This is a genomic window from Nocardia sp. NPDC059236, assembly GCF_042754085.1.
Classification (GTDB): Bacteria; Actinomycetota; Actinomycetes; order Mycobacteriales; family Mycobacteriaceae; genus Nocardia.
Map to the genome: position 1 here is coordinate 83,982 of NZ_JBHZAF010000014.1, position 19,667 is coordinate 103,648.

Annotated in this window: 26 protein-coding genes; 7 read left to right on the forward strand and 19 right to left on the reverse strand. The window is 63.3% G+C overall.

Annotated elements, in window-relative coordinates:
• Window positions 1-44 precede the first annotated feature (44 nt).
• Together ACFXIV_RS31515 and ACFXIV_RS31520 are read left to right on the forward strand one after the other, a co-directional pair.
• Window positions 45-1,169 (forward strand): hypothetical protein, encoded by a 1,125-nt coding sequence (locus ACFXIV_RS31515; RefSeq protein ID WP_379421365.1) that lies wholly within the window; start codon window positions 45-47, stop codon window positions 1,167-1,169.
• Window positions 1,170-1,178: 9 nt separating this feature from the next.
• Complete coding sequence (locus ACFXIV_RS31520) at window positions 1,179-2,690, forward strand: serine/threonine-protein kinase (RefSeq protein WP_379394604.1); 1,512 nt, start codon at window positions 1,179-1,181, stop codon at window positions 2,688-2,690.
• 31 nt (window positions 2,691-2,721) lie between these two features.
• Here ACFXIV_RS31520 and eccB read toward each other — a convergent pair whose 3' ends face one another.
• From eccB to ACFXIV_RS31555, 7 genes are all read right to left on the reverse strand, one after another.
• A complete protein-coding gene (eccB, locus tag ACFXIV_RS31525) occupies window positions 2,722-4,233 on the reverse strand; it encodes a type VII secretion protein EccB (RefSeq protein WP_379394602.1) in 1,512 nt (503 codons plus the stop codon).
• A gap of 120 nt (window positions 4,234-4,353) precedes the next feature.
• Window positions 4,354-4,686: a hypothetical protein gene (locus ACFXIV_RS31530; RefSeq protein WP_379381678.1), complete on the reverse strand. Its 333-nt coding sequence runs from the start codon at window positions 4,684-4,686 to the stop codon at window positions 4,354-4,356.
• A gap of 47 nt (window positions 4,687-4,733) precedes the next feature.
• A complete protein-coding gene (locus ACFXIV_RS31535) occupies window positions 4,734-5,036 on the reverse strand; it encodes a WXG100 family type VII secretion target (protein WP_379394600.1) in 303 nt (100 codons plus the stop codon).
• A 92-nt stretch (window positions 5,037-5,128) separates the two neighbouring features.
• Entirely contained in the window at window positions 5,129-5,917 is a 789-nt protein-coding gene (locus ACFXIV_RS31540; protein WP_379394598.1) for an ESX secretion-associated protein EspG, read from the reverse strand.
• On the reverse strand, window positions 5,914-6,942 hold the full coding sequence (locus tag ACFXIV_RS31545) for a PPE domain-containing protein (protein WP_379394596.1): 1,029 nt from the start codon (window positions 6,940-6,942) through the stop codon (window positions 5,914-5,916). The genes ACFXIV_RS31540 and ACFXIV_RS31545 overlap by 4 nt, the downstream gene beginning before the upstream one ends.
• An 18-nt stretch (window positions 6,943-6,960) precedes the next feature.
• Complete coding sequence (locus tag ACFXIV_RS31550) at window positions 6,961-7,275, reverse strand: PE family protein (RefSeq protein WP_379381670.1); 315 nt, start codon at window positions 7,273-7,275, stop codon at window positions 6,961-6,963.
• A 50-nt stretch (window positions 7,276-7,325) separates the two neighbouring features.
• Complete coding sequence (locus ACFXIV_RS31555) at window positions 7,326-8,321, reverse strand: hypothetical protein (RefSeq protein ID WP_379394594.1); 996 nt, start codon at window positions 8,319-8,321, stop codon at window positions 7,326-7,328.
• Here ACFXIV_RS31555 and ACFXIV_RS31560 point away from each other — a divergent pair.
• Complete coding sequence (locus ACFXIV_RS31560) at window positions 8,320-8,553, forward strand: hypothetical protein (protein WP_379394592.1); 234 nt, start codon at window positions 8,320-8,322, stop codon at window positions 8,551-8,553. The genes ACFXIV_RS31555 and ACFXIV_RS31560 overlap by 2 nt on opposite strands.
• A gap of 103 nt (window positions 8,554-8,656) precedes the next feature.
• Here the strand turns inward: ACFXIV_RS31560 and ACFXIV_RS31565 are convergent, their stop codons facing one another.
• From ACFXIV_RS31565 to ACFXIV_RS31585, 5 genes are all read right to left on the reverse strand, one after another.
• Window positions 8,657-8,971, reverse strand: a complete 315-nt coding sequence (locus ACFXIV_RS31565) for a hypothetical protein (protein ID WP_379394590.1) — start codon at window positions 8,969-8,971, stop codon at window positions 8,657-8,659.
• Between the two features lie 108 nt (window positions 8,972-9,079).
• A complete protein-coding gene (locus tag ACFXIV_RS31570; RefSeq protein WP_379394588.1) occupies window positions 9,080-9,367 on the reverse strand; it encodes a YbaB/EbfC family nucleoid-associated protein in 288 nt (95 codons plus the stop codon).
• A 24-nt stretch (window positions 9,368-9,391) separates the two neighbouring features.
• The gene (locus tag ACFXIV_RS31575; protein ID WP_379394962.1) at window positions 9,392-9,637 is read right to left on the reverse strand and encodes a hypothetical protein; all 246 of its coding nucleotides are present in this window, start codon (window positions 9,635-9,637) and stop codon (window positions 9,392-9,394) included.
• 204 nt (window positions 9,638-9,841) lie between these two features.
• The gene (locus tag ACFXIV_RS31580; protein ID WP_379394586.1) at window positions 9,842-10,615 is read right to left on the reverse strand and encodes an ESX secretion-associated protein EspG; all 774 of its coding nucleotides are present in this window, start codon (window positions 10,613-10,615) and stop codon (window positions 9,842-9,844) included.
• The gene (locus ACFXIV_RS31585) at window positions 10,612-12,495 is read right to left on the reverse strand and encodes a hypothetical protein (protein WP_379394584.1); all 1,884 of its coding nucleotides are present in this window, start codon (window positions 12,493-12,495) and stop codon (window positions 10,612-10,614) included. The genes ACFXIV_RS31580 and ACFXIV_RS31585 overlap by 4 nt, the downstream gene beginning before the upstream one ends.
• A gap of 420 nt (window positions 12,496-12,915) precedes the next feature.
• On the opposite strand from ACFXIV_RS31585, the gene ACFXIV_RS31590 reads away from it, so the two are divergent.
• From ACFXIV_RS31590 to ACFXIV_RS31600, 3 genes are all read left to right on the forward strand, one after another.
• Entirely contained in the window at window positions 12,916-13,620 is a 705-nt protein-coding gene (locus tag ACFXIV_RS31590; RefSeq protein ID WP_379394582.1) for a hypothetical protein, read from the forward strand.
• 48 nt (window positions 13,621-13,668) lie between these two features.
• Window positions 13,669-14,448 (forward strand): DUF6585 family protein, encoded by a 780-nt coding sequence (locus tag ACFXIV_RS31595; protein WP_379394580.1) that lies wholly within the window; start codon window positions 13,669-13,671, stop codon window positions 14,446-14,448.
• Window positions 14,449-14,559: 111 nt separating this feature from the next.
• A complete protein-coding gene (locus ACFXIV_RS31600; RefSeq protein ID WP_379394578.1) occupies window positions 14,560-14,979 on the forward strand; it encodes a hypothetical protein in 420 nt (139 codons plus the stop codon).
• A gap of 11 nt (window positions 14,980-14,990) precedes the next feature.
• On the opposite strand, the gene ACFXIV_RS31605 is transcribed toward ACFXIV_RS31600, so the two are convergent.
• Both ACFXIV_RS31605 and ACFXIV_RS31610 read right to left on the reverse strand, forming a co-directional pair.
• Entirely contained in the window at window positions 14,991-15,338 is a 348-nt protein-coding gene (locus ACFXIV_RS31605) for a DUF397 domain-containing protein (protein WP_379394576.1), read from the reverse strand.
• Window positions 15,339-15,350: 12 nt separating this feature from the next.
• On the reverse strand, window positions 15,351-16,199 hold the full coding sequence (locus tag ACFXIV_RS31610) for a helix-turn-helix domain-containing protein (RefSeq protein ID WP_379394574.1): 849 nt from the start codon (window positions 16,197-16,199) through the stop codon (window positions 15,351-15,353).
• A gap of 417 nt (window positions 16,200-16,616) precedes the next feature.
• On the opposite strand from ACFXIV_RS31610, the gene ACFXIV_RS31615 reads away from it, so the two are divergent.
• The gene (locus tag ACFXIV_RS31615; protein ID WP_379394572.1) at window positions 16,617-16,784 is read left to right on the forward strand and encodes a hypothetical protein; all 168 of its coding nucleotides are present in this window, start codon (window positions 16,617-16,619) and stop codon (window positions 16,782-16,784) included.
• Between the two features lie 125 nt (window positions 16,785-16,909).
• Here ACFXIV_RS31615 and ACFXIV_RS31620 read toward each other — a convergent pair whose 3' ends face one another.
• From ACFXIV_RS31620 to ACFXIV_RS31640, 5 genes are read right to left on the reverse strand one after another with little or no spacing between them, the layout of a single operon-like run.
• Window positions 16,910-17,278 carry a toxin-antitoxin system YwqK family antitoxin gene (locus tag ACFXIV_RS31620; RefSeq protein WP_379394570.1) on the reverse strand — a complete coding sequence of 123 codons (369 nt, stop codon included), beginning with the start codon at window positions 17,276-17,278 and terminating at the stop codon, window positions 16,910-16,912.
• Window positions 17,279-17,312: 34 nt separating this feature from the next.
• A complete protein-coding gene (locus tag ACFXIV_RS31625) occupies window positions 17,313-18,368 on the reverse strand; it encodes a hypothetical protein (RefSeq protein WP_379421366.1) in 1,056 nt (351 codons plus the stop codon).
• A 19-nt stretch (window positions 18,369-18,387) separates the two neighbouring features.
• Window positions 18,388-18,777 carry a hypothetical protein gene (locus tag ACFXIV_RS31630; protein ID WP_364605520.1) on the reverse strand — a complete coding sequence of 130 codons (390 nt, stop codon included), beginning with the start codon at window positions 18,775-18,777 and terminating at the stop codon, window positions 18,388-18,390.
• A gap of 19 nt (window positions 18,778-18,796) precedes the next feature.
• Window positions 18,797-19,252, reverse strand: coding sequence for a hypothetical protein (locus tag ACFXIV_RS31635; protein WP_379394566.1), 456 nt, complete (start codon window positions 19,250-19,252; stop codon window positions 18,797-18,799).
• 40 nt (window positions 19,253-19,292) lie between these two features.
• A complete protein-coding gene (locus ACFXIV_RS31640; RefSeq protein ID WP_379394564.1) occupies window positions 19,293-19,646 on the reverse strand; it encodes a hypothetical protein in 354 nt (117 codons plus the stop codon).
• Window positions 19,647-19,667 lie beyond the last annotated feature (21 nt).

Genomic DNA, 19,667 nt, shown 5'->3' on the forward strand with positions numbered 1-19,667 from the left:
AACTCGCTGTCGGCAACTATCCGACCGACCCACTCGATGTCCGCATGTCTTACCAGCACAGTGGTGCCAGCGGGAAGAAGATCGCCCTGGCACGGCTGGCTGACAATGTCGTCATCGGCGCCGACGTCGACGCGAAGTTCAGCCACAACGTTCTGGCGCTGTCATTGGACTCGACCAATGCGACGCTCAATTCGGTGCTGGCCGGTGCGGTGCAGCCCGTATTGGAAAGCAACGGCTTCATTTTCGGCTTCTCGGCAGCCGCGAGTACCCGCGAGCTGTCCGCATCACGCCTGCGCGACCATTCGGGCAACTTCAATCCATTCAACGGTGCCGCGAGTGATCCGGAAGCAACCGCCTTCAATGTCACTGTGCTGCAGTTCCCGGACCAGCAACGTGCACAGGCCGCCGCCGATCAAATGGAGGCCGCCGACTTCGCGGTCGCGGCAGATCAGAACGTTCGCGTCACGCTCGCCAAACAGCCCAACGCGAAGGCCCATTGGCGACCGGGTGTCCCGTCGATGGCTGCCACGATGGCGTACGGGCAGTACGTCATGAATGTCTATGTGGCACAGCCCAAGCCTGATCTCGATGCGCTTCGTGGACTCGCCGAGCAGGTCTTCGCGGGGCAGCTGTCACTGCTCGAACGGGCACCCGCATTGTCGCCACATGAGATATTCCGACTCGACTACGACCCTGACGCCATGCAACGTCGGACGCTGCATCCCAAGGGATGGCTCAACCCCCACCCTATCGACGAAGCGACCCACACCCCGCGAGGCTATCTCCACTACGCCGACGACCAGGTGGCCTGGAAACAACTGCTCGACGACAACGGCGTCGACCGCATATCGACCGCGAGCAGCGGTGGCTTGCTATTCCGCGCTCATGATGCCGAGTCCGCTGCCAAGCTGTGGTCCGGAATCAACAGCGCGGCAGGTGCAAACGCCGAAGCACCCGCCAAGGTGCCCGACGTCTCCTGCACCGCGAAACCCGGAGACGAATCCGGCGCTTCATGGTGGGCCTCCAGCGTCGCGGGAACCAGCACCGCCTACGTCTGCACCCTGCACTACGACCGCTACGTCGCCCGCGTGGCCGGACCCCAATTGGTCGACGTGCAGCAGCGGGCCGCAGCACAGTACGCCCTGCTGGCAAATGCTCAGTACATGTGAGGAATTGGGATGAACATCGGACCGGGCACCATCATCCGCGGCTACCGCATCGAGCGCGTCCTCGGCGCGGGAGGCATGGGCACGGTGTATCTGGCCAAGCATCCGGAACTGCCGCGCTGGGACGCGCTGAAGGTCCTCAGTCCGCAGTTCAGCGCGGATCCGGAGTACCGGGCACGGTTCGAACGCGAAGCGAATCTCGCCGCGGCCCTGGATCACCCCAATATCGTCTCGATCTACAACCGCGGCGAGGACAACGGTCAGCTTTGGATCGCGATGCAGTATGTCGACGGCATCGACGCGGCGGCCGCTGCCGAAAGGAATCCGCAGTCGATCACGCCTTGGCGCGCGTTGCATATTGCTACCGAGGTGGGGCGTGGCCTCGATCACGCACATCGCCGAGGCCTGCTGCACCGGGACGTGAAGCCCGCCAATTTCCTGTTGTCGATGGGCGACAACGGTGAAGAAAGGGTGCTGCTCACCGACTTCGGCGTCGCCAAGTCCACCGAGGACACCAACGAACTCACCCAGGCCGGTGCCTTCGTGGCCACGATCGCCTATGCCTCACCCGAGCAGCTCAGCGGGCAGCGACTCGATCATCGTGCCGACATCTACAGCCTGGCCTGTTCGTACTTCCGACTGTTGACAGGCCAGAATCCCTACCCGGGAACGCAACCGGCCGTGGTCATGATGGGTCACCTCAACGAGCCGCCGCCGCGGATCAGCGCGGTCGATCCCAGTCTTCCCGCAGCTGTGGACGAAGTGATCGCGGTCGCGATGGCAAAGGACCCCACCGAACGATTCGATACCTGCCACGAATTCACGACTGCCCTGAAATCCGCTCTCGAGTACGGAGTTTCCGGCCTGTCCATGACGACAGTGCCTCACAATCGGTCCACCGTGGCCAGTGAGCCTCCGCCGTCAGTATCCGGGGTCGCGCCGAGATCCATGGCCCGTAAACGGCCCTGGCTCATAGGCGGAGTCGCCGCCGCTACCGTTATCGCAGTGGCCGCGGGGGTGGGCGTCTGGGCGACGCAGCACGATTCCACCGCATCAGCGCCCGGGAGCCCGATAGCCGATGCTCGCGCACAGAATCCAGCCTTCACCGGGAAAACCATTGTTGTGCTGGATATTTCAGGCGTGAGCGGACACTCCGCGACCATGGATGTCCAGTTGAAGCCCGGGCCTCAATCGAAGTTCCTCGAGGATTTGGGCTTCAATTACAACCCCAACTTTCTTCGCAGCGGCGATGAGCCGAACCCCCGGCCGATCACATCGGGGTCGAGTACGCAGTTCGACGCGATGCAGCCCATCAATTCCGGCTATCTCGTCGCCGTCCGCAGCGATACCGATGCCGGCGGCGGCGGGTTGGTGAACCTGCCGTCGGCCGTCACGGGTAGCAAGGCTTCCGTCATCGTCCTCGACGACCCGTCCGCAGTTGCCGCGATTCGTCAATGGTCGGACAACTCCGAACAAGTCCTCCTCGACAAGCTGCTACCGATCCTGCGCAAGAACGTCAGGTAGTTCGGTGCCGGCAGCTGCTGCCGAACCGTGGCTACTGGGTCGGCAGCGTGTCCCAACTCTTCAGCGCATCCTGCTTGGCCAGGGTGGGACCGGGGATCAGCTGGCCGATGATCTCCCACGGGGCCAAATGCGGCGTGCTGCCGAGTCCGAGGATCTGCGCGGTCGCCAGATCCGGGATGCCGTAGCGGATTCCATTGTCAGCGATGTAGAACAGATTCTCGCGCCGCTGGCTGCCCGGTTCGATGCCCGTGGTACGAACGAACTCACCGGTGGTCGGCGGCACGTACACGGCATCGACACGATCGCCGTTAGTTCCGTCCTTGGTGGCCAGCTCGACCGGCTTCTGCGAATCGGGGAGCGGAAGTCGGGTGCCGAGCAGCAATTGGACAGTCGCTCGGTCCGAAGGTCCTTCGGTAGCATCCGCCTGTTCCTTGCCGAGGCCGCTCTTCTTCGTCCAGGTGACGCAGGCTACCGGGTTGTCCTCCGCGGTAACGATCTTCGGCGTGGAGTTGGGGAAGTCGTCGACCGGCAGCGAATGCACGACCGGGATTCCGCTGATCACATCGGGTGTCACGGACTTGAAGCCGTTCATGCCCTGTGAGTTGTCGGAGCCGATGACCTGCGCGGTAAACGTGGAGATCCGCTGCACACCGTCCGCGAGCACAACATAGAGGTCGGATCGGTCAGAACCATCCAGAGCCGCGACCTTGATGATGCCGCCGACCGGCACAGTGCTCAGCTTGCCCATACCGTTCTCGCCGGTGCGAGGAATGGTGGGCGGGACCAGCGGAGGAACCTTGACGGCCGCACCGATCAGATCGGTCGTCGCAGGCCGAGGCCGCTTGCCACTCAAGCCGAGTGCTTGCGCGATCGAATCCTTGTTCCGATCGAATTCTGCGACCTTACCGTCGTAGACCAGATAGTCCTTGCCACCCTTGCTCGCCCAGACAGCCGTGCTCGAATCGGCGGCCTTGATCCGATCACTGAGCTCCAGGCTTCCGGAGATGACGGTGGTCTCCGCACCGGAGGAGGAGGCTGCCCCACCTGAGGCCGACAGTGGCACCCTGTCACACAACGTCCACTGGGACCTCTCGCCCTGTTCCGTGCCCGGCAAAGCTGCGGGCACACCCGGAATTCCGAGGATCGGCCCACGCGGTGCCGTGTTGAGCTTGCTGTCCTTGACCGACTTCGGGGTTTCACCTGTTCCCGAAATCAACCGTGCCGACGCGAGATTCAAGGTCGGATACAGGGTGATCTTGTTCTTGTCGTCTTTGTCCCGCACTACGACATAGAGTGCGCCGCTGTCCTTGCCCATCACGATGTTCGCATCTCCGATGGAGCCCTGGGGACGAATGAACGCCATGATCGCCGCGCCCGCGACCACCAGCAACGCGAGAACCGCTCCGACCATTAACGATCGGAACTGTGACCGCATCGGGTCGTGCAGCATCCGCACATCGCGGCGCACCAGCGCGTGATCGAGTCGGCGCAGCAGGAAGCGGTACCCATTGACCTGGGCACGGGTGCTCAATTGGGCTGGCACTGACCAAATCCTTCGTCGAACCGGGAACTACGGGCACGTAGATTACTGGGTGTCAGCCGACGACAGCGCACACCTCCTGATCGGAGGCGTGCGCTGTCGTGAGCGGCACCGACGTCCTCGCTAGGCGAAGGACTGGCCGACCTTGCTGTCCGCCGCGAGGGCGTTGTTCAGCGCATTCTCGACCGCAGTGGCAACAGCATCGAGCGTCGACAGGCACTTGTCGGCGTAGGCGTTGTCCCAGTGAGACTTCGCGGCAACAACCGCCTCCAGCGCGCCGTTCTCCGCGCCGCTGGCCGGGTTCGACCACGCCTGCTTCAGTCGCTCGCAGGCCTGGCCGAGGTCGCTGGAGGTATCGATGGCCGACGTGCCGTCACCGGCAACAGCGACCAGGTCCTTGTGAAACTGCCGAAGATCCGCCACGAGGGTGGTCATTCCAGCCTTGTCGTAAAGCATGGTGGGTTCCTTTCCAAGTATCCGAAAGTTGAAATAGCCAGCGTCGGCTAGCCGAGGTTCGTGAGGGCCTTCGCGAACTCGTCCTTGTTGGCGATGTCCGTGTGCGAGAACACGTCCGTACCCTGGCCGACCTTGTCCTGGAATTCATCCATGGCCGCGTTCAGCTTCTGGGACTCGTCATCCCAAGCCACCGCGGCGGCATTGAACGCGTTGGCCGCGTCACCCGCGAAGCTGCCCTTGGACGAGTCCACCCGGTCGGTGATCTTCTTCAGGATGTCCTTGATCGAGGCGACTACGTCCGCCATGTGGCTCTGGGCCGCCTTGGCCATTTCCGCATCATTTGCAACCATCGTCTGTACCTTGCCTTTTCTTGGGAATGGATAGGCGATGCGTTGCGCATCACCGGTTCGGGGTGACTAGCTGTGTGTGGGTCACAGGTGACTCACGACAGCCACCTCCCCCCAGGCAGCGAGTCGATCAAGGTCGAGATCGACTGCGCGATACGGTGATCACTGCCCGGTGTCAGCGTGGACCAGAGTTGCTGGTCCGGGGCGACCCCCGGTGCGGCCACGATGCGGCCCCGTGCGGTGTCGTAGACAGCGACGGCTCCGGGCGATCGGTCTGTGAGGCCGTCGGCGTAGGCGTAGGCCACGATTTCGGCGTAGGCGTGGGTGGCGGACAGGGCGAGGCCGTAGGTGGTGGCGTCGGTGTCGGGGACGCCGAGGTTGTAGACGGTGCTCGCGTAGTCCGCGGAAGTTGTTGCGGTGTCGAGGCGTTCGGCCAGGTCTGCCGATTCGGCGCTGAAGGCGGCCAGGTCGGCGGGCGGGCAGGGGCCGAGTGCGTCGAGGAGGGGGCGGGCGAGGGAGGCGCCGGAGCCGTCGGACCACAGGGGGTGGATGTCGAGGGTGTCACCGCGGCGGATGGCGACGGCATGGTCTTCGGCGCGGCGGGTGACGCAGACTCGGATGGGGCCATCGGCGGTGTGGACACGCATGGCCAGTTCACGGTCGGGCTGAGCCAGTACGAAAAGTGCTGTGGCGGTGTCGGTGTCGACATCACCGTGGGCGTCGACTATGCGGCGGGCGCGTAGGTCGGCGCGGGCTAGCTCCTGCGCCTGTTCCCATTCCTGGTACGAATCCTGCTGCGGGCCGATCGATAGCACCAGGGGTAGGGTCTGCACACCTAGGTGTCCAGCGAGTGCGATCACACCGTCGTTGGTGAGGGTTGTCATGACGCCGCCTCTTGAGCGGACTCTTTTGCGCCGGAGGCACTTTCAGATCCAGTACTACTCGCGTTGAACGCGATGTCGACCGGGGCGCGCTGCGCGGACGGTTCTATTCCGCCGAGCACGGCGGGCGCGACCTGCATACCGGAGGTGAGGCCCAGCTCGGCGTCGCCGGTGGGCGCACCCACGAGTCCGGCGCGCGGGATGTGCTCTTCGTCGTTGTCCTGGCCCGTACTGCCCATGGCGGTGGGCGCCATCGATGTGCCGGCCTGTTGAACCGTAACCGGCTGTGTCACAACGCGTTGCGTCGTCGTCTCCTTGGCCTCGACCGTTGTCGCGCGCACCTGGGTCAGCGGCATCGGCGGCAGGTTGAGCGAGTCGAGGGACAGGGTCGGCAGCGAGGTCGGCGCGATCGACGGCGTTTCCGGGGTCTCCACAGGTTCGGCCGGTTGCTCTGTAGGCGTCAGCCCTGCGGTCACCTGTGGCGGCGCCTGGTGCTCCCAGGGTTTGGCCAGCGATTCGGTGGCGGCCTCGTACGTCCGCATCACTCGGGCTGCTTCGGCTTTCGCCTTCTCGGCGTCGGTCTCGGTCATCGCCAGTCCGCCCAGCAGCGGCAGGCCGGCGGCCATACCGAGCTGCTGCATCAGTTGCTGGAGGTCTTTGAGCTTCTCGACCTCGTCTACGTCGGGCATGGTCAGTTTCGCGAGTTCATATGCGGCAGCGTGTGATTCCGCCTGTGTGGCGTTACCGGCGGCGGCCGCCGCGGACGCACCGAGCCAGTCCCGCAACGCCTTGATGCGTTCGATGAACGGCCCGCTGTTCTTGGATTCCCAAGCGCTGTCGAGGATTACGAGAATCCGCTCGTATTCGACGGCTGCAGCCGCGAAACCCGCGCTCAATCGCGTCCAGGCGAGACCGGCCTCGGCGGCGGGTACCGCACCGGCACCCGTCACCAGGTCGCGCGCCAGCTGTTCGGGCGGCCGGGATTCCCAAACCGTCTCGGTGAAGCCGGGTTTCGTCGGTTCCAGCATCGGGGAAGGTCTCTCCGCTCAGCCGGCGAAGCCGAGGACGGACTGCTCCTCGACCTGCCCGAAGGTGTCGAACTGACTACGCAGCGTCGAAGCGAGATTGCGCAGTTCGGTGACACCGTCCCCGCCGGAGGCCACGAAGGACGCGGCCACCGCGTTGAGCGTCTGCGCGGCGCGCTGTGACACCTCGTCCGCCCCGGCGGGCGCGAAGTCGAGCTTGACCTGCTCGACGCCCAGTCCGTTGGCGATACGGTCGGCGAGCGCGTCCAGCTGGGCTGCGGCGTCGCGCGCGGTCGAGGCGTCGAAGCGCAGACCGTCGAATGCGTTGGTGCTCATGCCAATCCTCCTGTTACCCCTGGCAATTCGGTCCCTACATCACAGTGATCTCAGAGTGTGAGCGCCTTGTCCGGCGGCTCTTCGATGGCTTCGATGGCGCCGACCACCGGCAGGACCACACCCTCGATGACACCGACCACCTCGTCGCCGTGCGCGCCGGTGACCAGGCCCGAGCGGTCCGAGGTGGACTCTTCATCGGCGGCGCCGGCCCGACCCGCGGCACCAGCGCCCGAGGCCATCCCCGGCGAGGTGGTGCCGGTGGTGCGGCCGGTCGCCTCGGTGGTGGTCTTGGGAACTCCGCCGCCGGAGGTGACCTCACCCGTCGGAATCCGGCTGGTGCTCGGCGTGTTCGTCGGTGTCGTGGTGGTGGGCGCGCCGCCGAACAGGGTGCTGAGCGGACTGCCGCCGCCACCGTCGGTCTTGGTGGTGTCCGGGCTGTCGGTCTTCGCGGCGTCGTCGGTCTTGGTGGTGGTGTTCGTGGGCGTGTTGGTCTTGGTGTTCGTATTGGTGTTTGTGTTCGTGTTGGTATTGCTGTTGCTCAGAGCCGAACTGATGTCGCTGACGCCGGTGGAAACAGCCGAAGCACCCTTCTCGACCAGCTTTTCCGCGACCGTCGGCGCGGCGCTGGCCATGGGCTGCAGCGCGGTGCCCACCATGTTCACCAGATCCGCGATATTGGATGCGATCGGCGCGCCCGCGATCATGATCTTCGTTCCGGCCGCGGTGATCTCGGCGGTGCTGCCCGCCAGCTCGGCGCTGGTCTTGGCCGCGATGGCCGTGCCTTCAGTGATCGCGTCGGTCGCGGTCGCGATCAACCACGGGATGCCGGCGGGAGTCGCCAGCATCGCGATGCCCGCGGTCACCTCCGCGACGAATTTCGCGATGACAGCGCTGATTTCGGCATAACCCTCGGCGACGATGGCCTCGGCGCTCAGCAGAATCCCGTGCTGCTGAGCCCCCTGCGCGGCCACCTCGACGCTGTTGGCCTCGACCGTCTTACTCTTATCCTCCGCGGCATGGGCGGCATCGCCGGTCCAGGTGTTCATGACCGTGTTCGTCGCCGACTTGCTTTGCGACACAGCGGAAGTCAGCGCACTGATCAGCGAGGTCAGAATGGTCGCCGGATTGAAACTGCTGTTGCTCAGGCTCCCCGTCCCGAACGACTGCAGCAAACTGACGACCGGCTGGATCAGACTCGTCACGTCGATCGTCGGCAGCGTGGGCATCTGTATCCCCGACAGATCCGGCAGGCTGATCGACGAAAGTTGTGGCAGCTGAGGCAATCCCAGATTGCTCAATACATCCGCGACCGGAGTATCGAGGTACTGACCGATCGGACTGCTGCGGAGCTCGTCCAGCACGGTCGGATTCGACGGGTTGGTCACAGCACCGTCGATAGGAAGCTCGCCGCCGAGGTCACTTCGTTCGCCCCGTAGGCTCCGACAGCCGCGTACGCCGTGGCCGCGGTGTCCGCGTGGACCGCCGCGATTTCCGCTGAGGACAGCAGGTAATTACCTTGCGCGACAGCGAACGCCGCCAGGAACTCCTGCCCGATCAGCCCGAACACCGGCACCGCCTGCGCGAGCGCGGTAGCCACATCAGCCCCGGCAGCCCCCGCGACCTGCGCAGCGATGCCCGCCTTCTGAGTGCCGTACGCCAAGATGGGCGCGAATTCCGCCGCCACATGATCGGCCATGAGTGTCCCTCCCACTACCTATGATCGTGCTCAGACTACAAGTGCGAAAATTCTTGTGCCAGACCGCAAGATGCAAACTCTGGCTCAAAGTTCTGTAAACAAACCGGCCTAGCCGGACATCTCCTCGTTGAACCGGTCGACGACCTCGGCCCGCCGCTCGAACGCCTTCCGCGCCGCCTGCGCCGCAGTCGACACCACAGCCTGCTCGAACTCGGCAGGCGTCATCCGCGAAACAGCGCTGGTGAACTGCAGATCCTTGAGCGCCCCGTTCCCGTCGACCTCGGCCGTCACGGCCCCGTCCTCGGAAGTCTCCCGCCCCCGAACCGCAGCCATCTGATCAGCCAAATCCTGAAACCGATACAGCTGCCGCCGAACTTGCTCCTGCAGCTCATCCATAGACGAAACCACGCGCGCCCCCTCTCACACCGTCCTGAGCCAACTCTGCGGCTCAGTATCGTAGTCCTGCTCCTCGACAATCTCCTGTCGAGCTACGTCGGCTTCGGTGGGCAGCCCGGTCCGCGCGAGCCCGGCAGCCCCAAGCCCGGCCTCCTCCAACTGCTTCCGCAGCGCGAGGTCAGCCCGATTCGCAGCCTTCTGGCACAGCCGCAAGACCTCCCCAGCGAGCTGACCCGGATCCCGGTGCAGCTCAGCGGATTCGACCTTCACGGCCAATGGCAACCCCTGATTGGTCGCCCGCACCCGAATAGACCCGGACGTGCTGGCAACAACTAGCGAGGCCCAATCCCCCTCGCCAGCACCAGAACTGGTCGCCCCCGACTCAGTCATGCCGAACTCCCTCCCAGTTAGCTATGCGTATGAGTATCACAGGCCGCTTCGACAAGCCAACAGCATTTCGATGCGCGGATGCGTTCACCCGCGCTCGTCCTTGATGGTCTGCACCACGGCGGCGACATAGTTGTTGACTACCGAGATGAATCTGGTCTGATCGACCGCGAGTGCGCGCTGGGGGTTCTCGACCATGACGTAACGACCGTCATCTTCGATATCGCGGAAACGCACGATGTGGCTGGTGATTCCACGCGGACCGAACACCGATCGGCCCTGCACGATCCGGACCTCACCGGCCGTCGTGATGGACTGCGCCATGAATTCCCGCGTGCGGGAGACCGCGGTGTCCGGTGCGGCGGCGACGGACGAACGGCCGAAATCGTGGTCCAGATCTTGCTCGCGTGAGGCCAATCCGATGTCGCCGAGGCGGCCCCGCTCGACGGAAGGCATGGCACGAACGATTTCGTCGGCGAGCTGGATGGGATCACATTCGGTCACCGTGTAGCCGCCACGTTGGAAGTAGCTCGTGCCGGGCGACTGTTTGATCACATAGCCCTTTGGTCCCTTACGCGTAGCGCGGGCCCGAACCATCGAGCCGATACCGAAGCGGTCCCGTTCATCCCATCCGTAAGCGGTCAGGAACAGATCGGGGTTTGCCATGGCGTCGAAAACGAGCTCGAAATTACCGCCGACCTTGTGGCTCAGGCTTTCCTGAGCCTCCGACTGCTCGGTGTCGAATTCGTCCGCGGTCTGCGTGGCCGAGGTGAACAAGAATGGCTTCGGCGGCGCTTGCCCCGTCCGATCCATCCAGAGGGCGTAGAACTCGGCCTCGGTGAATCGCCAGCTCGGCGTCATTTCTCCGCCACCGGGGTGACCGCGGCCGGAGCCTCACCGAGAACTTCTTCGAGATTGTCGAGGTTCGTGAGGAACTGCGGACGCTTGTGTTCCTTGCCCTGCCCCTGCGAACCCGCCGACATCGGCGAACCACCCATACCGCCGGTTGAGCCGCTGGAGGAGGCCGAGGACGTAGACGCCAGTCCTGCACGCGAAGTCGTGGTTTCCTCCGCGTCCGTCTCGGTCGTCGTTGTCTGGTTGGCGGAACGAGGAGCGATCTGAGTCTTCGGTGTCTGGGGCGACCCGGGGCTAGTGGGCGTGCCACCCGTGGGGCTGCCTCCGGTCGGGGTTCCGCCGGGTGTATCGGTGTTCGGAATCAAGCCCAGGTTCTGCAACTGCTGAGTGAGCTGATCCGTCGGATCGGTGGTCTTCGTCGTGGTCTGTGTTTGCGTCAGCGCCGTTTCGACCGCCGAGGCGAGCTTCTCGACGCCCTGCTCGGCGGCGGTGATGCCAGCCTGAAGCACCGTGCTGGCCTGCGTGATCAGCGTCTGGAGCGTCGTGTCAGTCGTTGTTGTCGGCGTGTCGGTCTTCTTGGGATCGGTGTCCTTCGGATCAGTGTTGGTCGGCTGTTGACCGTCCGGGTTGTCGATATTGGGTGTCTGGGTGGTCGGGGTCTGCGTGGTGGGAGTACCCGCCGGCTGCTTCGCATTCGGATCCGGCTGATCGGTGGGTGCCGGGTCCGGCGGCGTTATCGAGACCGCAGCCTTCGGGTCGGGGATGATGGGCACCGCACCGCTCGAGTCCCTGACGCCATTGCCGTACCACTCATCCCATGCCTGCCGCATCTCGTTCATCGCTTCATCGACGGAACTCTGCGAAATGGGCATCTCGACGGCCGATTCTCCCGCCGCGACAAGTTCGGTGGTCTGCGAAATACTCTTGTACGGCAAGAAATTCTGCAGCTTCTTCAGCCATCCCTCGGCAAAGGCGAGATTGACGCTCATCAAATCCATCGAATCGGTCAGAGTCTTCACATTGTCGAGGTAGTGCCCGATCCCGTCCCGCGCCTGCTTGGCAGCGTCGGAGGCCCAGATCTTGTCCCCGATCGAGTTGTCACCCTGGTAGCCCGTCAGATACTGGTCCTTGGCCGCGGAAAAAGTAGACGCCTGACTCTTGATGTAAGCGCTCGCGGTCTTCCAGTCCTGCGCATGCTGCGCGAGCACGCTGAGGATCGTGGAATCGTGAATATATTGCCAGTGATTATGGAAATCGTCCCAGCCGTATTGGCTGCCCGGTTCGGGAGTAATCTGCTTACCGTCCAACGCAATCCCCGCAGCCTTGGCAGCGGAGCTGAGCTGGCCCGCCTGGTCTGTGCTCTGGAGCTTGTTGGAGTAGTCGTCCTTCGACGTTCCGGACCACTCGTAGACGTTGCCCCTATTGGATTGCCCCCATCCCGGCAGGCTGACGGAGTCGACGTGCTGTGTCAGCGCGGCCAGCGGAGACGTCGCCAATCCCGGCTGCCCACTCGCGTGCATACCGGTGAATCTGTCGCGCACATTCTGGTCGAAGTTCACAGCTGACGTCTGATCAGCGTCCGCGTACGCCTTATTCGCCCCGACGAAGGCCTCACCCATACTGGTGAGAACTTCCACATGGTCCTTCGCGACCGTGCCGCCCAGACGCTGCGTAGCTGCATTGAGCTTGTCCGCGAGCATCCGCCCGGAGTCTCGCTGATTGAACGGTTGCAGGTTCGTCTCCGGCTGGACCAGAGCCATAGCCGCGTTCACGACCGTCAACATGTCGGCGGCCTGCTGCGCCATCGTCTGGGCGGCTCCGGAGTCGAAGTACACACCCTTCTGGCCGTCGTTTCTGAGATTGGTGAAGGCGTCGCCATCGGCCACGAAACGTTCTCCCTCCCCGTCCAACAGCGTTGCGACCCAACACTGATACGGCTTCGACTACACCGCGTTGCGTTACCCAGCCCCCGGTGACGATACGGCCCGACCGTACCACCGGCGGGAGATTGTGGTCATCCGGTGGTGATCACGCGTACAGCGAGATTTTTCTCCTCCGGACTGACCTCGCGGAACTGGAAGTCACGAGCGATGATGTGGCTCACCAGCTCTGGGTCTGGCGGAAAGGCGTGCTTGCGTAGGTAGTGGGATACCGCGCCGGACCCTCCCACCCCGACACGTTTCAGACGATCCTAGCCGGGCAGTCGCAGGGCCGCTGGCCAGCGGACATAGCTGTCGAATAGCGGCGTATCCGGGCGGTGACTAAGCTGCGGGCGGTTGATGGACGCTTGATTACAGGGGGAGTTCATGGTTATTGCCATTGTCATCGGGGTGGTCATCGTCGTGGCGTGGGGTGCGCTGGCGATCAGTGGCACTGCGAAGAACCGTGAGGCGCATGCGGCGATGGCGGCCGCGATGGGTGGTGTGCCCAGCTGGCCCACTGAGGTCTGGCGCGAGCAACACGCGAAGGTCGGGCTGTGCCCCTACCCTTCGAAGGCGAAATACCAGGAGCCCATCCACGGTCAGGCCCTCGGCTTCCCGTTCACCACATTCTTGGTCGAGCACGAGACCATGTACCTCAATACGATCAAGACCTGGCGACACACCGCGGCCTTGCTCGAAGGCGTCGATCCCACGGTGGACCGGCTGGACCTCCTGTCGACCCAGGGTGAGTGGCTTCTCGAGTTCAATAAGAAATCGGTCGAACACCGCCGATTCTCCAGCGGTGACGCGGAATTCGATCGCTGGTACCTCGGTCTGACCCCCAATAACCCTGATCATGCCCGGCAGCTACTGACGCTCCCCGTCAAGAAGGCGGCGTACGCGATCGTCCAGATTGCCCCTACGGCGCGCATTCGCGTCAACGATGGAGTACTGATCTGCTGGATCCGCGGCACCATCCCCCGTGATTCTGCCGCTTACCTGGAAGTCATACGACTGATGACCGAGCTCGCCACAGCCGTCAACCAGGCTGCGGCGCAGCTCAATAGCGGTGGTCAATACCGCGGGTGACACGCTCGTGCACCATCGTTGGAAGAACGTTTGACGACAGGGGGAATCATGACGCAGCCAGCCCTGCAAACCGATGACACACAGCGCATTTCGGAAGCGGCTGTGCGGGCGGGTCTGGGGAGGCACGTTCAGACCTACGGCGCGGTCACGATGGACTGGCGCGGCATCGGACGACTCGGGATGATATTCGTCGGGCTGGTCGCGGTGACGGTGCTGGGGTTCGCCGTGCGAGTCGAGTTGTTGGAAGCAGCGATGTACTTCGCGCTGATCGTGGGGCTGGCGGCGCTGTTTTCGATTGTGCACGGGCTCTTCTACGGGCAGCGGAATTCCGGCAAATGGCTGGAGCTCTTCGAGCATGGGCTGATTTTCGTGTCCCGGGAACAACTGCGGGTGGTTCGGTACGACTCGACGAGCGTGATCCAAGACCTGGTCGACCATCGCCGGAACGGGGTCACTACCCGGGTCACCTACGCCTATGAGATGCAGGACCTCGACGGCCGGCCTCTGCGTCTACGCGAGGGGATCGTCAACCCTCAGGAGTGGGGGCCGCGGATCCAGGAAGGTGTAGCCGTCCACCAGATGCCTACCGTCCTGGCGACTTTGGGATCAGGCCAAGCGGTGGAGTTCGGTTCGATCACCCTCAGCCCGGCTGGAGTAACCGGATACAGCACCCTGGTGCAGTGGGCCGAGATCACCGACGTTGACATCGCCGAGGGTCGGCTCCGCATCAAAACCGCGGCCAAACATCCCTCGATCGCCGTTCCGATCAGCTCGCTGACCAACTTCAACCTGCTGTATGCGCTGATCAAGCGCGGACGCGGGCTGTAGTCGCGTAGGTCTCCGTTGGAAGTTCGTTAGAAGTCGCCTAGTCCCGGTTTCTACCGTCGACAACGTACCCGGCCGAAGCACCGGATCGGGGTCGACGGAAAGGAACGGGCGATGGCGAATCGAATGGTGGCACAGACAACGGCACTGCTGATGGGAGCCAGCGCCGTCGTACTGACCGTGGCGTCGGGAATGGCTGCCCCGCAGGCAACCGCCGCCCCTGCGAAGCAAGCCGACTCGCAGGTGCTCGACTGCACCGGCCGTACCCCGTCCGCCAAGCCGACCAGACTGGAACCCGGCTGCTCCTCGGCCCACCAGTACCTCACCGACGTCACCTGGCAGATCTGGGGATCCGACGTGGCGGTAGGCGAAGGCACCTACCACGTGAACAAGTGCGACCCGTCCTGTGCCGCGGGCACCTACGAAACCCTCCACGCCTGGGTCGCACTCTCGGACCCGAGTCAGGGCATGTTCACAAAGGCGACGATCGCCGACAGCAAGGGCCAGTGGACCACGACGATGCCGGTGAAATAGCGGCCGAACCGCTATCGGAACTGGCCGTCCGCAACGCCTTTCGTGAACGCATCCCATTCGCCTGCGGTGAATGTCAACCGCCTACCGCGGCTGTCCGTCAGACTCGCGGCACCGTCGGCGTCCACCTTGATATCGAGCTCCGCCCCGACCGCAGCTGAGCTCCCCGCGAGCACTACGTCGAGTACCTCGGGCCAGAGAGCACCCGGTACCGAGACGATCGGCCGGGACTCACTCGGACCGGTGTATTTGCTGTCGCGGATCAGAACCGTCTGCGCAGTGACGCATACCTCGACACATTGGCCCCCGTTGCTTCCGCTGTAGCTGGACTTACGCCATAGGCGACCTGCGACCGGGGCCATGCGCCGACTCCCTTATTTCCACTCGGCCGCCCGGCTCCGAATCAGTTCGGCGGATTCACTTTTCGACAGTGCCGCCGCGCGGAGCTGGTCGGCCAACATCTCGTACACTGCCACCCCATCGTAGTCCTGCAGGTAGAGAGCGCCAGTCGGGTATTCGATGTAGCCGACTGTCTGCGCTTCGTCGAAGTACAGCAAGGTGAACTCGCCGACATTCCCGCCATGGGCGTAGGTCCTGGTCGGAAGAATCCGAATATCGATGTGGTCGTGCTCGATCAGGGTCAGCAGGTGGTCCAGTTGTTCGCGCATCACGCGCGGACCGCCAACCTCCCGGACCATAACTGCCTCCTCGATGACGGTACTCAAACCCATCGGGTCGGCGGTGTCCGCGACCCGCTGCCTCGCCATGCGGGCCCGGACGATCTGCGGAACGTCAACCGACGCCACCAGCGGACTGCCCGCGTGCAGCGCAGTCGCATAGCTCTCGGTTTGTAGTTGACCGGTGAAGGTCACCGTCTGATAGATGAACTGGCTCCGCGCGAGACCCTCGAGGCCGACAAACGTCTTGAACCAGTTGGGCAGCACCTCGGAAAACGGTGCCCACCAAGTCTTCTGGTCCGCGCGCCCGGCCAGCGATGCGAGCCGGTCGATCTGCGCCACATCGGCTCGGTACAACCTCAGTAGAGCGGTCACATCATAGGGCTGCTGCAGGTACTTCCCGGCCTCCATCGCAACGATCTTCGGCTGACTGCATCCGATCGCCTTCGATGCCTCACTCTGCTTCACCCGTGCCTGCTCCCGAGCGACCCGTAGCTCGTGCCCGATCAGAAACCGCAGCGCGGACGGGTCGGAACGCTCGTTCACCTGGTCCTCCTTGCAGCCTGCGACGAATCTCCCTGCCGACCAACATCATCGGCTCCAGCCCATTGAATCCGCTGATATATCAGCCTATTCTCAATGTGTGGCGTACGCCACACTAGCGTCAGTCCATATCCCAGATTGCTTGCATGACAGCCCAAACCGTCGAAAGGACGGCCATGTTCGAGCAGTTGAAGGTCGGCACCTGGGCCTGCATCGACGACCAATGTCCCATTCGTCCCGTCGTACACACCGAGGACGAGACAGTCACTCTCGTATTCGGCGAGCCCGGTGGGTTGGAACTTTTCGTCAGCGCGATGGCCCTACAGACTTTGCTCCGAGTCGGAGGCCACGCACTCGACCAGCTGAGCGCTCAACCCCGGTCTGTTCTCCTCATGGACCCGAATCATGAAGGGGAAGACCATGACCAGTGAAGTAGTCTTCCTCATCCTGGGTACTGGAATCGGTCTCATCCTCGGATGGATCGCCCCGGCGATTCGCTCCGACCACCGCCCCGCAGGTACCTCAGTCGCGGAAATACGCGCCCGCATCGACCGAGAATCCCAGGGCTGCCACGACCTCGTCACCTGACTGTCGGGAGCGATCACCACTTCAAGATCAGGGAGTCGTGGCCGTGGCCGATACGGCAGTTCGCCACGGCCAGAGCTCCCTGATCCTGGTAGGAGATTCGAGCGAAGATCGGCATGGGCCTACGACTACATCTTGTCCCACGGTCGTGCCCTCTCGACCGCGCTTCCGCTCTCATCCCAGATCTGCACGGCTCGCAGTCGACCCATTTCATCGAACTGCCTTTCCTTGGCGAGTCGACCGTTCCGATGCCATTCCCTGTGCACGCCTTGGGGTGTACCGAAGTCCATCTCCCCCTGGGACTTCAGCTGACCGTCTGACCACCACGCGCGCTGGAGTCCATGGCTGATCCCATCCACGTAAAAGGCCTGGGCCAAAAGTTGGTCACCGAGTGTCGTCACCACTTCGCCTGTGAAGGGCTCGCCCCGGTACTCGAGTCGCAGATCATCACCGGTGGAGATTTGGTGGTCGTCGTAGGTCCGATCGATCCGTTTCACGGCGCCCATGTCGCGGCCGCAGCTCTCGCAGCGGTCAATCTTGATCGGCGAGCCGGCGGAGATCGGCGAGCGTGGGCGCCTCCTGCTCCGGAATCGGATCGATCACACCGAATGTCCCAGGGGCATTGTCTGGTAGCGACCGGCAACGCCGAACCGCATCGAGCGCCGACAGACCAGCCATATGTGCATTGATGAGACGTGAGCGCCACAGTCCCCCCGCAACGAAGCCCGTGTGGCCGACCGCGGTGCGCGGGATGTACCCGGCGGCATCGTCACTCGTCGACGCCCACACGTACCCGACGATCGTGCCTTTCAGACTGACGGGCAGATAAATGACAGCCGAAGCGGTTTCCTCGGGGTATGTGGTTGTCGGAGAAGGCGCGATCGCGCTGAATCCTTCCGAGCGATCCTCCGGACTGCCACTTGGAAAGGTGCCGTCCTGGACCCATGGACCATCGCCCAACGGTTTATCAGGATTCAAGCGCAGCGCCAACTCCTGGATAGTCCGCGACTCACCTCGCTCCGCGTCACCAGCGATCGCACCGAGTTGGGGGTCCCCAGGCCTTCCACGCCAATACTCGATCGCCTCCGCCGGGGTGAGCCCCATACCGTAGGTCTCTTCGAGCCGATTGTTCCAGTACACAGCGAATTTCACACGATCGACCGCGGACGCGAGGTTCCGGAAGAACCCCGCGGACTTCCCGTCCTGTGACCCCCACAGGTAGCCGATCAGGGTGTCGCCTACCGTGATCGGAACGTAGAATACCGGAAGACGCGTCCAGGCGTCGTAGTTCGGCGCCATCGCGTCGTCCGCCGACACAAGAGGCGGGAGCGTGGCGGAGGCTCGGATCTCGCCGGACTGTGCGGTGTCCGCGGCGTTGTCGGGCCCGAAACCCTCATTGAACTTTGGACTGCTGTCGACGATTCGGTCCGCAGGCGGAACAGCGTCGCGGGCACGTACATCCTCGGCCATCTGCCGGTCGATCTCGTGCAACTGGTCGACGGTGACACCCAGTCTCGCCGCGAGCTTCTTGTCGATCTCGCTGTCGTCGGTTTCATCCGGCGGGGTCACCCAATGCGGAAGCGTCATGGCGGATTCCTGAGTTCGTTCAGAAGTACGCGGAAATCGCAGCGTCGAACTTTGCGTCAGACACGTCGACATCGGTTGCGGGACGGTAGTTTTGCGCGCGCACGTGATCGAGGAACGCAGACGGAATTGCGAGGGAGTAGTTCGCGAGATAATGGATCGAGTCGATGCGCCAGATCCACTCTCCGTCAGAAAGCAGTGATGGACCGTTACGGATAGTCTGGGAAACATCGACCAGATCCGTGACATCCGCCGGTACGTCGAAGACCGGCGTCGCCGACCTCATATACGCGACTACCAGATCTCGTTCCCCAACCACCTGGTCGGTGTACGAATCTCGCAACGACGGAAGCCCTTCCCGCGCTTTTCGGTACATCTCCTGGTAGATACCAACGGGCTTCAGACCGATCACCACCACACTCCTGTGTGCATCAGCCGAGATGTTCCGAGGAAGGCGTGCCCAATCCATGGTGGAACCATTCGGGCATGTGCTCGGCCGTGCGCGGATACCACTCGTTCTCGAGGGCAAAATCGCTGCTCGTCGGACCTTTCTTACTGAATCGAGGAAGTTGGTCACGGTTGTAGTCGATAACAAACCGGCCGGGCGGATCCAGTACATATTCGAACTCGACCCAGGTGCCCAGACCAGGCGCGTACATACCGTCTCGCAAATCTTGGAACTTTCGCCATGCGGTAGGCGGGAAGGAGAAGCCCTGCACAGATCCATCCGGCATCTTCACCCCACTCTCACGCTCAGCGTACCGACCGAGAATCCGACCGCGAACAATCAAGCGCGTCCATCCCATCGGCAGGGTCTCGAGTATTTCCAATGTGATGTCCGACAGCTTCTCCTGTTGTTCCATCGGGTTCAACGGCTGGTTCGACATCAGGCAAGTCCTCCTCGGAAACCGATCATCAATGCACAGCCTACTGTGTATCGCCGTCGGCCTCACGCTGGCGTTCCAGTTCCAGGCCGAACGCCACCCGATCCTGCAACCACTGCGGAACATGCTGCTCCGCACGTGGATACACCTCCAGGTCGCGCGCGTACATCAGCGGATGCAAGTCAGGTGACCACTGTGGATCATCGTCATAGTTGAACGAGATATCTGGTTCTTCCCCACGATTCAGCACAAACCTCGCGGAGAGCCAAGCTCCACGATCAGGCTCGTACATCTCGTTCCGCAGCCGTACCAGCAGATCGGTCACCGCCGGCTGGCTCACCTCGCCCGCGGACCTGCCATTGGCATCCTGCGCGGACACCGCGACTTCGTACGACATCACATTCGCCCAGACCTGCAG